Source organism: Chitinophaga rupis, assembly GCF_900109685.1.
In the GTDB taxonomy this organism is placed as follows: domain Bacteria; phylum Bacteroidota; class Bacteroidia; order Chitinophagales; family Chitinophagaceae; genus Chitinophaga; species Chitinophaga rupis.
This window is the reverse complement of sequence record NZ_FOBB01000003.1, coordinates 419,717-432,518: the sequence shown is the minus strand read 5'-3', so window position 1 is coordinate 432,518 and position 12,802 is coordinate 419,717. Positions and strand designations below refer to the sequence as shown.

The following is a 12,802-nucleotide window of genomic DNA, read 5'->3' as shown; positions in this document are numbered from 1 at the left end:
TGCTAAAAAAGATTTATAGATCTATTCCGATATTTTATATGAGCATTTTAACAGGCAGTGCCGTGGCACAGGAGGCACCGGGGCTGGTTTACCCGGTTACACAAAAAACAGATACCGTAGATGATTATCATGGCACGAAAGTACCAGACCCTTACCGCTGGCTGGAGGATGACCATAGCGAGGCCACCAAAGCCTGGGTGCAGGAACAGAACAAGGTAACGCAGGCCTACCTGGCTAAGATCCCGTTCCGGGAAGCCATCCGCCAGCGCCTTTCTACCCTGTGGAACTATCCCAAAACAGGGGCGCCTTTCCGGGAAGGCGATTACTTTTATTTTTATAAGAACGATGGCTTGCAGAACCAGGCCGTATTATACCGCCGAAAGGGGCTGGAAGGCACGCCGGAGGTATTCCTGGACCCGAATAAGCTATCGGCTACCGGCACCACTGCCCTTGGCGGCATAGAGTTTTCCAAAGACCACCAATACGCCGCTTACCTGTTGTCCAGCGCAGGTTCCGACTGGCAGCAGGCGTTTGTGATGAACGTAGCTACCAAAGAGCCTACTACGGACAAGCTGGACTGGATCAAGTTCAGCGGCATTTCCTGGAAAGGGAACGGATTCTATTACAGCCGTTATGATGCGCCGGATGAACAGAACCGCCTGTCTAAAAAGAACGAGTTCCATAAAGTGTACTACCACAAGCTGGGCACCCCGCAGGAGCAGGATGAGCTGGTGTATGTGGATAAAGAGCACCCGCTGCGCAATGCCGGCGTTTCTGTTACGGAAGATGAACGTTTCCTGATACTGCATACCTCAGAAGGTACATCCGGCGGGGAAATACAGTACCGCGACCTGCAGGATGCCAGCCAGAAGGATTTCAAAATACTGATAAAGGGCTTTGACTATGAGCCGGATGTAATTGATAATGTTGGCGGTAAGCTGCTGGTGCGTACCAATCATGATGCGCCGAACTATAAAATAGTGCTGATAGACCCGCAGCATCCTGAAAAAGAGCACTGGCAAACCGTAGTGGCTGAAAAGCCGGAGGTGCTGGTAAGTGCCGGCACCGGCGGCGGTTACCTGTTTGCCAGCTACCTGAAAGATGCTGCTGAAGAAATATACCGGTACGACTATAAAAAGGCGCCCGGCAAAGTAACGGAGCAGGCAGTGTCCTTGCCCGGCATTGGCACTATCAGCGGCTTTTCCGGTAAGATGAATGATAAGTTCCTGTTCTATTCCTTTACCTCCTTTACCACACCGGGCACCATTTATAAGTATGATATAGCCAGCGGCCAATCCACCCTGTACAATAAGCCGGTAGTGCAGTTCAACCCGGAGGAGTATGAGACCAAACAGGTATTTTTTAACAGTAAGGACGGCGCCAAAGTACCCATCTTCCTTTCCTATAAAAAAGGCATACAGCTGGATGGCAACAACCCGGTATTGTTGTATGGTTATGGCGGTTTTAATATTCCCATGACGCCGGGTTTCAACGTATCCAACCTGTTTTTTATGGAGCACGGCGGCATTTATGCGGTAGTGAACCTGCGCGGTGGCAGCGAGTATGGGGAAGCCTGGCACAAGGCCGGTATGCTGGAGCATAAGCAAAATGTGTTCGATGATTTTATTGGCGCTGCAGAATACCTGGTAAAAGAAAAATACACTCAGCCTTCGCGGATTGCCATCCGTGGCGGATCTAACGGAGGCCTGCTCATAGGCGCCTGTATGACCCAGCGGCCGGACCTGTTTAAAGTAGCCCTGCCGGCAGTGGGGGTAATGGATATGCTGCGCTACCAGAAGTTCACCATTGGCTGGGCCTGGGTAGTGGAATATGGCAGCAGCGATAAGCCGGAGCAGTTCAACTACCTGATAAAGTATTCACCGCTGCATAACCTGAAACCCGGCACCGCATACCCGGCTACGTTAGTTACCACCGCAGACCATGACGACCGTGTGGTACCGGCGCACTCCTTTAAGTTTGCGGCTACTTTGCAGGCTGCGCAAAAGGGACCTAATCCTACCCTGATACGCATTGAAACGCAGGCGGGGCACGGCGCGGGCAAGCCTACCTCAAAACAGATAGATGAGGCAACGGATGTGTGGGCGTTTACGATGTACAATCTGGGAATGAGCATGAAGTAATTATGAATCATCAATTACGAATTGAATGCAGCGGGTAGATAGGTGTTATACCATGAAAATTATTATGGTTATGAATAATTGTGAATAGAACCCGGGCGGACAGGTTTATAATTTAATTTGGTTATTCACGTGTTTTTATAATATTCGCTCTACTCCATTCGCATTTCATAGTTGATAATTCGTAATTTTAATAAAAGGGCTGCTATGAAGGTTTTAATCACAGGAAGTAATGGTTTATTAGGGCAACATCTGCTACCGCTTTTCATACAGGATGAACGGTATGAAGTAATTGCGGCGTGCAGGGGCGTGAACCGCCTGCCCGTACAGAACGGCTATACGTACGAATCCGTGAACCTGCGCAATGCGGTTAGTGCCCAGCAGCTGCTGGAAAAACACCGTCCGGACATTATTATTCATGCAGCTGCTATGACTCAGGTAGATGAATGCGAACGTAATAAGGATGCCTGCTGGGATACCAATGTGACGGCTACACGCTACCTGATACAGGCTGCTGAAAAATACAACGCCCACTTCCTGTTCCTTTCCACCGACTTTATATTTGATGGGCTGGAAGGCCCTTATGCAGAGGATGCACCGGCCAACCCGCTTAGCTATTACGGATCGAGCAAAGTAGCGGCAGAGCGCCTGGTGAAGAACAGCAAGGTGCCCTGGGCTATTATAAGAACAGTACTGGTATATGGTACTGCAGTGGATATGCAGCGAAGCAACATTATTACCTGGGTAAAGAACAACCTGCAGCAAGGCAAAAAGATCAAGGTGGTGGATGACCAGTGGCGCACGCCTACGCTGGTGCAGGACCTGGCCGAAGGTTGTAAGCTGGTGGCGGATAAACGCAGCACCGGCGTGTATCATATCTCCGGTAAGGAAATGCTGTCGCCTTACGAAATGGCGGTACAAACGGCGGAGTTCTTTAAGCTGGACCAGCGCCTGATTGAAAAGGTAAATGCGAAAACTTTTGTACAACCTGCCAAACGTCCGGCCAAAACAGGTTTTGTGATCGATAAAGCCGTGCAGGAGCTGGGCTACCAGCCGCACAGTTTTGCAGAAGGGCTGGAGATTGTGGCGAAGGAGATCAAATAATGTGCGGGTGAAATACGGCTAACGCTAAACATCTGATTGTAAATAAAAAAGTGCAAATGGACACATCCATTTGCACTTTTCATTTTATAGCTACGCTTCAATAATTTGCACATCAGAACTCCAAATACACCTTCCCGTTCTTACCCCCATAGTTATCCCTCACTTTCTTAATGTTGGCAGCAGTATCGGCGGCCAGGGAGCGGAAAGGCATAGCCAGCTTGAAGTTGGTGGAGTCGCGGGTACTGTACATGGCTACATTCAGCCCAAAACCTTTTAACTGACGGAACCTTTTTTCCGCAGCGGTCCGGCTGGGATAGGATGCAAATACTACAAAGTACTGCAGCGTATCAGTGGCGGCCGGCATGGTGGCGCTGGTATCTGTGGGCGTGGTTTCCGGCACCATGCTCATGGTATCCTGCGGGGTAGGCGGTATGGCATCCATATCCAGGGTGGCGGTACCGCCGCCATAAGACTGGTTATCTATAAACCACCAGATGCCGGTAGCCAGCAGTGCTGCGGCAATGGGAATGGCTATCCACCACCATTTAAAGCGGCTTTGCTGTTCCTCCAGCTCCCAGGGGGCAGGAGGATAAACAACCGGTTCCTGCGGAGTATGTGCTGCTGCCACGGGTTCCGGCACAGGTGTATGTACAGGCGCTTCGTAATGCTGCTGTACCGGCTCCGGAGCTGGTGTGGGCGGTGGCGGCGGTGGTGTGTAAGCTGGTGGCGGCGTATAGGCCGGCGGGGTATATGCGGGCTGCGGGGGCGGCTCATAAGCCGGGCTTTGCCAGGAGGGTGCATCCGGACGGTTCACCGGCTGCAGGTGCAGGGTGTCCGGTTTGCCGGGCAGGTTCTCCGGGTAAAAGTCAATATGCCCCAGCGCATCTGTTTGCAGGGTGCCCAGGCCGGGTAAGGCCAGCGGCTGGCGGTTTTCCAGGGCCGCCTTCATTTCCGCAATGTACCTGTTCAGCTTTAGCTGGGCTACAGCTGGCACCAGGTTCTCTTTTAATGAGATCCATTCCAGGCAGGAGCCATCATCTGTCCACTGTTCATTAAAGAGCACCTGCTGACCGGGAGGGTCCAGGCTTCTGTCCGATGTATTATACCGGGCAGGTAAGAACTGCAGTGTAAAGGTGCCGATCTCCGGCACGGTGCATGTATGCTGCCGGAAAAGTACATCCTGGATGTATTGTAATAATATCAAGGTACTATATGATTATTGCGCAAGTTTACAACTTAAAATTTAATCATTACTCCCCCCAGTATGTTAAAACCATAAGTTGGATACCCGTTCCAACGCTGGTAATGGGTATTAAACAGGTTATTGGCCGCTACCCATACATTAATATACTTGCCAATGTCGTAGTTGGCGCCGGCATTCAGGTCCCAGGCGCCCTTGGTTTTAGCGAAGTCCTTGTTCGCCAATTGATACCAGCTGCCGCTTAACGCATACAGGTTGGCATTCAGGTGCAGGTTTTTGCCAACAGTGTACTGCGCATACGCATTGGCCTGGAAAGGTATTAAGTGCCAGGGTTTTACCTCTGTATTCTGCTTGTTATAGTTATACCAGTCGCCGGTTAAGCGCAGCTGGAACTTTTCTTCCTCTATGTACCCGATCTCCGCATGCAGCTGGAAAGCGCGCAGCTGGTCTTCATTCCTGATATAGAACGTGTTACCCACGGTGGTATCGTTCACAAACAGGGGCATGTTATACCAGGTAACGGCAGCAAACTTGGTGTTATAGTTAATGTGGCTGCCCAGGGTGCCTTTAATACCGGTGTATTTTTCCTCTACCCGGGTATTCAGGATGCCCGGTGGGTACTGGCCTATGAAAGGGTTGTTATTGGCCAGGTTACGGAAGCTGTTCTTTTCAATGTAAGAGACCCAGCCGCTGCTTAAGATCACTTTCTTACGGATCAGGTGCGATTCGTTCACGATGTCGGGCAACAGGTAGAATTTGCTATTGGTCCAGGTGGGGTTTACGCCTGCATGCAGGGTAAAGCCGGGTTTTATGATCTCTAAAGCCGGGTGAATGGCTACTACGTTATTGTTGATCTGCTTCTGATCGCCTTCTTTAAAGGTAGAGAGGTCAAACACGCCTTCTGCACGCAGGTAAAAATCTTCCAGCAGCTGTTTGCTTACCGGCGCATTTATTACCACTGTATTCTCCTTACGGTCAAAGGCATCGGTAAAGATCATGAACTTGGCCCGGGGAGCTATCATCAGCGCCCAGTCGTTCTGGGTACGGTTCTTCAGCCCTACCTGTATGGTGCCCTGGTTAAAGGCCTGTTTTACATCTCCCTTGGAAAAATCATACAGCGTATGGTCGTACCCGTAATAGTGTATTACGTTGCGGTCAAAACCCACGCTGCCATTGATCTCATACAGGGGAGAGTAATAGGTGCCGGAGGCCAGTATATTCAGTGCGTTGTAGTCCTGGTTCTTGATATTGCCTTTGGAGCCGGTGTAGCTGCCATACAGGCCAAAGTTATATTTCTCATTACGGCCGCTGCCAAAACCGGCTTGTATCAGCGGGGTTTGGTAGTTACCAAAACCTACTTTTACAAAGTTGTTCTGCAATGCGTTCAGCGAATCTTTCCCTAATGCCAGGGGCTTTAAGGGTACGGGCTGGTACATAAAATACAGGTTCAGGGCAGGTACCTGGTAGGCCATACGCGGGCGGGCGGTATCTACGCCCGGCAGGGCTGCCGTAAGGTTCAGCTTTGCTGCATCGCGCAGCTTGGGCTGGTAGGTGGAAATAATGTCAATGGTTTCCTGCTTCAGTGAGTCCTGCGCCCAGGCAGGCTGCTGTAAAAAGAAACCGGCCATCATCCCTATTACTCCACACCTGCTTATATATTTAGTTTTACCGTTCATTTATGCGCTGTTTATATTTTATCATTTAAAACGCCTGTTAGCAGGGCGTTTTGCGTGTATTATGTTATGGTTTGGTCCTGATCTTAGAGGCGGCTTTTTCTGCGGCTTCTACTTTTTCCAGCTTATCTTTTGCTTCCTGTTTCAGCTCCGGAATGGGGCAGTTCTCTGCCAGGCTCTGGAACGTAGCTTTTGCATTAAAGTAATCTTTCTGCTGGGTGTATACATCGCCTAACAGTATGTAGGCTTTGGCTACCCAGGTGCCGTATGAGGGGGTATTCTTGATCACATCAAAACCTGCTTTCTCCGCTGCATCCAGCTCATTTTTAGCCAGGTAGCATACACCGGTGTTGTAGCGGGCTTCGGCCCCGGTTTCGGATTTGGTAAGGCCGGCTACTGTTTTAAATTCATTGATGGCTTCATCATATTTCTGCTGCTCCTGTTGCGCCCTGCCCAGGTAAAAGTGTGCGGCAATCTGGTCGTCGGTGCTAATGCTGGTGTTGGACAGCAGCAGCTCCGCATAGTTGCCTACCTCATCCCAGTGCTTTAGCTGGTAATTGCTGCGCAGCAGGCCGCGGGTGGCGGTCATGGTGTTTTCCTTGCTGGTGCTCAGGTCCTGCAGCTGCAGGTAGTAGGTGCGGGCCTTATCATAATTCTTTACCTGGTAAAAGTTAATGTTGGCGGCCTGCAGGGCTGCACGCTCTGCATACAGGCTGTTGTTGCCGGAAAGTACAAACTCATAACCGGGTAAGGCGGTCGTATAGTCTTTGCTGTTATACGCGCATTCTGAGCGGTAAAAGTAAGCGGGCAGCAGGAACTGGCCGTTCGGATATTTTTGTATGTAGCTGTTAAAGGCGGGTATGGCGCCGGCGCAATCGCCGCTGCTAAAGCGGGCTTCTGCGGCGGCATAGGCCAGCGAGTCGGCTGCGGAGGCAGTTACCGTTCTGCCGCTGGCTTTCAGCAGGGCCACATATTCATCTGTTTTACCCTGGCCTACATAAATATCCTTAATGCTTTGCAGGGCTTCATTAGCTTCTGCGGAGTTAGGATATTTCTCCACCACCTGGCGGTAGTAGGAGAGGGCCTTGCTGTCGTTATCCTTATTGAAATAGCACAGGCCCAGCTTCAGCAATGCCCGTGGTGCATTGGGGCCGTTGGGCTGCTTTTTCAGCACATTTTCCAGGTAGGGAATGGCTTCTGTATATTTTTCAGATGAGAGGTAAGTATTGGCGATCTCAAAATCAGCATCGTTCCCAAAGCTGGAGCTGGGATATTGGTTGCCCAGCTGTTTTAACAGGGCCAGCTTTTCGTTATACTTACCTTGTATGCCCAGGATGATACTTTTCTGGTAAGTGGCGTAATCTGCACCGGGATCTTTATTGGCAATCACACGGTCGTACAGCGCAGTGGCCCTGCCAAAATCCTTCAGCATGTAATAACAGTCGGCGCTACGCAGCAGCGCATCGTTGGCGATACGGCCTGCATTGGGGCCGCTGGCTTTTTGGGCGGCTTCAAAATGCTGCAGTGCATGGGTATAATCTTCTTTCTTCAGCAGGCTGTAACCCATGTTATAGCTGGCTGTTTGCGCATTGGCCTCACCGGAAGCAGGTACGGCGCCGGTGAGATAGCTGTTCAGGTTAATGATGGCATTATCTGTACGCTGCTGGCGCAGGGCTATTTCCGCTTTCCAGAAATGTGCCAGCTGTTTAATATTATTATCGTAGGGATTTTTAATGGCTACATCCAGCAGGCGGTCGGCTTCTGCCAGCTGCTGATCGTTTATGAGCTGCGTGGCCCTGCCGTAGGATACGCGCTGGTAGGCCCGCAATACGGTGGGGTTCTTGTCAGGGATGGATTCTATAGTGGTGAGCGCATCCTTGTAGTTATTGGTGTTGGTGAACAGCTGCACCAGTATTTCCCGGGCTTCTTTGTTGTAAGATGATTGCGGATATGTTTTTACAAAGTTGGAAAGCTCTGTAAGGGCTGCATCATTATAACCCAGCTCATACGACAGCTTGCCATAGTTAAAGCGGGATATTTCCTGCTGCTGCGGGTTTGAGTTATTACGTGCACCAAAGGCAAAGGCATTGCGTGCATTGGCCTTCTGGTTGGTACGCAGGTAACAATCGCCCAGCAGGTACATGGAGTTCTGGCCTAAAGAATCTTTTTCGCTGCTTAGCTGTTTAAAACCGTTAATGGCTTTGTTGTAGTTGCCGGTTTGATAGTAGCAGTAAGAGAGCTGATACACATCTTCCTTACGCACCTCTTCTGCATTATCCTGGTATTGCTGCAAGTAGGGCAGGGCTTTCTGGTAATCTTTCTTTTCAAAGTAAGCCTGTCCCATAAGCTGCTTCAGCTCTGTATCATAATAGATATTGCCTTTCTTTAACAGGGATTCGCCGTATTTGATCACTTCTTCCTTTTTGCCCTGGAAGTAGTAGATCTCTGCTATGTAATAGGGTACAATACCGGCATATTTAGGCTCCTGCTCCACGCGTTTAAAGCTGGCCAGAGCTTCATTATACTGGCGGTTATTGTAGGCAATAAAGCCGTAGTAGTAATTGGCGGGTATGTAATATTTGCCTTCTATTTCCTTGATGGATGCAAACAGGGGTTGTGCTTTCTGAAAGTCTTTTACGTTGAAATAACAGTAGGCCAGCTCAAATTTCGCATCGGCAATTTCGCTGTTGGAAAGGTTGTCGATATTAGCTTTCTCATAATACGGGATGGCTTCCTGCAGCTGGTTGCGGTGAAAATAATATTTGGCCAACTGGTAGCTTACCAGCTGTTCGCGGGCATTGTTATTGGTCCTTTGCAGGTATTGCAGTGTCATTTTTTCCGCGTCGGCCTGTTGCAGCTTTAATGCGCATACCGTGTAATAGTACTGTGCATCTGCTTTTACCAGGGAGCGGTTGGTTTCTTTGAAGTAATCAATATTTTGGATCACCTGCCGGAAAAGCTGCATGGATACGGCATATTTCTCTTGCTGGAATAGTTGCTGCGCATCCTTGAAAACTTTATCAGGTTCGGTATAAATGCGTGTTTGTTGTGCCCGGGCAGCTGAGGGGGCCAGTATGCCAGTGGCGGCAAAGGCCAGGAGGGATATTAACAACTGTCCGGGAACCACGATCTTTCTTATAAACATGCTCTGTATTTATTAAAATAGTAGATGGCTTACCTGTTAACGCACTTTCTCCCTGTATTGGTATTGACAACCAGTTGATTAATCAAAAATAACAGTTAGGAGAACCAGGCAAAAACAGATAACCCAATAAACGCTGAATCAATGTCAGCAAATATAAAAGTTTAAACCTTTTTGCCGTTTAATGCTTTTCTAACAGTGATGTGGATAACTCTCAATCCCAGGCATAGGCCTATTGCGCTATCTTGCAAAGGAATTAAACTTAGCAAGAATTAAACCATTTTTACACCTATGAGAAGACTCTTTTCTGCCACTTTTACCAATGGTACGGTGCATTTTTCCCTGCTGTTACTGCGATTGGTGTTTGGGGGGCTAATGCTTACGCATGGCTGGCCTAAATTGATGAACTTTGCATCTCTTTCGCACAAGTTCGCCGATCCTTTGCATGTAGGCCACACGGTTTCCCTGGGGATGGTTGTTTTTGCAGAAGTATTTTGTTCTGTGTTTGTGATACTGGGATTGCTCACCCGCCTGGCGGCTATTCCGCTGATCATTTGTATGAGTGTAGCGCTGTTCATGATCCATGCGCATGATGCTATTGACGTGCAGGAAAAAGCGATCGCATTCCTAACCGTATTTGTGGTGCTGCTGTTCTGCGGGCCTGGTAAAGTAAGTTTTGATAGTTTGATCGGGAGATAAGCTGAAAGCTGAAAGCATAAAGCGGAAAGCGCAAAGCAAATTTGAGTAGCTTTGCGCTTTCTGCTAAACAATGTGGGAGGCTTTGTGCTTTATGCTTTCGGCTTTCCGCTCAAAATAACGTGGGAAGCTTTATGCTTTGTGCTTTCAGCTTTCCGCTCAAAAAGAAATTCATGTTCACATCCATTACTCAAATACGTGTGCGTTACGGGGAAACCGACCAGATGGGATATTTGTATTACGGTAACTATGCTTTGTATTATGAGGTAGGCCGTGCAGAGGCCATCCGGGAGCTGGGATTTACCTACCGCCAGCTGGAAGAGCAGGGCATTATTATGCCGGTGGCAGAATTGAATGTTAAATACCTGCGCCCGGCTTTTTATGATGACCTGATAACTGTAAAGACCTCCCTGAGAGAGCTGCGTACAGACCATAAGATCCAGTTCCACTCAGAACTGTTCAATGAAAAAGGTGAGCTGCTGAATGTAGGTGTTACCACGCTGGTGTTCCTGCATACGGATACTAAACAGAAGTCGCTGCTGCCGCTGCCGTTACGGGAAAAGCTGGAGCCGTTCTTCAATAAATAAGCTGCGTATTTTCTTATTAAGAAGAAATGATCTGAAGATCGCTTAAACGATGATATATTCTACCAGGGCCTTCTGCAGGACCTGAAGCGCCCCAGGAAGCAGCCGCTTTTTGGGGCTTTTTTATGGGTAAGAGGATCGGATGCGGTTACAAGGATAGTTGCCGGCGCAGCGCCTGCTGCTTAACCCAAAGACACGCATACCTGCGTATATGCTTTTTACTCAAATACAGTTATAGGATAGTACCTTGTGTTTAACCCAAAATACCTGCGTATATGCCTTTACTCAATAGCTACAGAATAGCCGCCGTCAGTGTTTGCCGCTTAACCAAGACCTGCGTATAGCTTTATTCAAGCAACTACAGGATAGTGCCAGCAGTGCCTGCCGCTTAACCCCAAGATTTGCGTATAGCTTTATTCAAGTAACTACAGGATGGTGCCAGCAGTGCCTGCCGCTTAACGCAAAGACCTGCATATAGCTTTATTCAAGCAACTACAGGACGGTGCCGGTAGTGCCCGCCGCTTAACCTCAAGACCTGCGTATATGACTTTTACTCAACAACTGCAAGATAGTTGCCGGCACAGCGCCTGCTATTTTACCCCAGAACTGTATGTCTGCGTATATGCCTTTACTTTATTACTACTGCTAAAACAGCCATGGATGCGCAATGCGGATACAGGCGCTTACCTGCAGCACGTACTGCACAGGCACGCCTCTACCACCTATGCAGGCCGGAACATAGGCTGAACATGGTCTGCATACGAACTGAACCCAAATGTAACACGGTTTTTTAGAGGCTCTGTAACAAGTTCATTACCAATCTATTGTGGGCATGACGTGGACTTGATGTGGACTTGATGCGGGAATGAGGTGGTTTGAACCACGACCGCCTGCCCATTCATGTGCTGAATATTTGCGATTTACATGCATTTCCTCCCTAATTTTGTTCCTTTATTCATAAAACCTTTACGCGTGGAAAAAGTAACAGCCAGCATTATTACCATTGGTGATGAACTACTGATAGGACAAACCATCGACACCAACTCTGCCTGGATGGCGCAGCAGCTGAATGGTATGGGTATATGGGTACAGCGCCGTGTAGCCGTAGGCGATATTAAGGAAGCCATCCTGGAAGCGCTGGATGAAGAAAGCGCTTCTGCCGACATTATACTGATCACCGGGGGCCTGGGGCCCACGGCCGACGATATCACCAAACCCACACTGCTGGAATATTTTGGCGGTACCATGGTGCAGCATGAGCCCACCTTACAACGCCTGATGCAGCTGTTTGAGAGCCGGGGCCTGCCCATATTACAGCGGAATATAGACCAGGCCCTGGTGCCGGATAGCTGCACTGTATTAATGAACCACCATGGCCTGGCGCCGGGTATGTGGTTTGAGAAGGGCGGTAAAGTATTTGTATCCATGCCCGGTGTGCCGCATGAAATGAAAGGTATTATGACCGATCATGTGCTGCCACGGCTGCAGGAGCAGTTTGATACTAAAGCCGTGCTGCACCAAACCCTGCTGACCTCCGGCATGGGTGAATCATTTGTGGCGGAAAAGCTGCTGGCCTTTGAAGCGCAGCTGCCGGAACATATCAAGCTGGCTTATTTACCCAGCTACGGCTTGTTAAAATTGCGGTTAACCGCGCACGGGGAAGACAAAGTATCCACCGCGGCAGAGCTGAAGCTGCGCTTCCAGGAAATGGAGGCATTGCTGAAAGATATTGCGGTGTACGATGAGGATATTTCCATGGGCGAAGTGCTGGGCCGCTATTTAAAAACCAAAGGCAAAACTGTGGGCACGGCAGAAAGCTGCACCGGTGGTTACATAGCGCATAGTATTACCGCAGTAGCAGGCAGCTCTGCCTACTACAACGGCAGCGTGGTTACCTACAGCAATGCTATGAAAACAAAGCTGCTGGGCGTAAAAGAAGCAACCCTGGCCACCTATGGCGCGGTAAGCGAAGAAACTGTGCGTGAAATGGCAGCAGGCGCGCTGAAGGTATTAAACACGGATTATGCAATTGCGGTTTCAGGCATTATGGGCCCTGATGGCGGCACGCCGGAAAAACCGGTAGGCACTGTATGGATAGCCGCAGGCAGCGCAGATAATATTGTAACTGTAAAATACCGCCTGATGTATGACCGGGAACGTAACATACAAATGACGGCTATTTATGCAATGAATGAGCTGAGGAAACTGATCTGATCATCTAATGTATTGATGCGGGGTATATGCATATTAGCATATCAGCACAT

The 12,802-nt window shown here is 49.2% G+C and carries 8 protein-coding genes; 5 read left to right on the top strand and 3 right to left on the bottom strand.

Translation table 11 applies throughout. The features are described 5' to 3' along the window. Nucleotides 1-38 precede the first annotated feature (38 nt). Both BMZ54_RS14895 and BMZ54_RS14890 read left to right on the top strand, forming a co-directional pair. The gene (locus BMZ54_RS14895) at nucleotides 39-2,141 is read left to right on the top strand and encodes a prolyl oligopeptidase family serine peptidase (protein WP_202909252.1); all 2,103 of its coding nucleotides are present in this window, start codon (nucleotides 39-41) and stop codon (nucleotides 2,139-2,141) included. Nucleotides 2,142-2,345: 204 nt separating this feature from the next. After that, a complete protein-coding gene (locus BMZ54_RS14890) occupies nucleotides 2,346-3,242 on the top strand; it encodes an SDR family oxidoreductase (RefSeq protein WP_089912975.1) in 897 nt (298 codons plus the stop codon). Between the two features lie 112 nt (nucleotides 3,243-3,354). Here BMZ54_RS14890 and BMZ54_RS14885 read toward each other — a convergent pair whose 3' ends face one another. From BMZ54_RS14885 to BMZ54_RS14875, 3 genes are all read right to left on the bottom strand, one after another. After that, entirely contained in the window at nucleotides 3,355-4,446 is a 1,092-nt protein-coding gene (locus tag BMZ54_RS14885; protein ID WP_089912969.1) for an HU domain-containing protein, read from the bottom strand. Between the two features lie 32 nt (nucleotides 4,447-4,478). Continuing rightward, complete coding sequence (locus BMZ54_RS14880) at nucleotides 4,479-6,119, bottom strand: TonB-dependent receptor (RefSeq protein WP_143081019.1); 1,641 nt, start codon at nucleotides 6,117-6,119, stop codon at nucleotides 4,479-4,481. Nucleotides 6,120-6,183: 64 nt separating this feature from the next. After that, complete coding sequence (locus BMZ54_RS14875) at nucleotides 6,184-9,261, bottom strand: tetratricopeptide repeat protein (protein ID WP_089912963.1); 3,078 nt, start codon at nucleotides 9,259-9,261, stop codon at nucleotides 6,184-6,186. 288 nt (nucleotides 9,262-9,549) lie between these two features. On the opposite strand from BMZ54_RS14875, the gene BMZ54_RS14870 reads away from it, so the two are divergent. From BMZ54_RS14870 to BMZ54_RS14860, 3 genes are all read left to right on the top strand, one after another. Then, the gene (locus BMZ54_RS14870) at nucleotides 9,550-9,957 is read left to right on the top strand and encodes a DoxX family protein (RefSeq protein ID WP_089912960.1); all 408 of its coding nucleotides are present in this window, start codon (nucleotides 9,550-9,552) and stop codon (nucleotides 9,955-9,957) included. 170 nt (nucleotides 9,958-10,127) lie between these two features. Beyond that, a complete protein-coding gene (locus tag BMZ54_RS14865; RefSeq protein WP_089914188.1) occupies nucleotides 10,128-10,541 on the top strand; it encodes an acyl-CoA thioesterase in 414 nt (137 codons plus the stop codon). Between the two features lie 969 nt (nucleotides 10,542-11,510). Next, nucleotides 11,511-12,752 (top strand): CinA family nicotinamide mononucleotide deamidase-related protein, encoded by a 1,242-nt coding sequence (locus BMZ54_RS14860; RefSeq protein ID WP_238386587.1) that lies wholly within the window; start codon nucleotides 11,511-11,513, stop codon nucleotides 12,750-12,752. Nucleotides 12,753-12,802: the final 50 nt, after the last annotated feature.

What these genes read in the sequence shown, in the direction of transcription:
- BMZ54_RS14880 (WP_143081019.1), bottom strand. Translation starts at nt 6,119, where the DNA reads ATGAACGGTAAAACTAAATATATAAGCAGGTGTGGAGTAATAGGGATG.
- BMZ54_RS14890 (WP_089912975.1), top strand. Translation starts at nt 2,346, where the DNA reads ATGAAGGTTTTAATCACAGGAAGTAATGGTTTATTAGGGCAACATCTG.
- BMZ54_RS14865 (WP_089914188.1), top strand. Translation starts at nt 10,128, where the DNA reads ATGTTCACATCCATTACTCAAATACGTGTGCGTTACGGGGAAACCGAC.
- BMZ54_RS14870 (WP_089912960.1), top strand. Translation starts at nt 9,550, where the DNA reads ATGAGAAGACTCTTTTCTGCCACTTTTACCAATGGTACGGTGCATTTT.
- BMZ54_RS14875 (WP_089912963.1), bottom strand. Translation starts at nt 9,261, where the DNA reads ATGTTTATAAGAAAGATCGTGGTTCCCGGACAGTTGTTAATATCCCTC.
- BMZ54_RS14895 (WP_202909252.1), top strand. Translation starts at nt 39, where the DNA reads ATGAGCATTTTAACAGGCAGTGCCGTGGCACAGGAGGCACCGGGGCTG.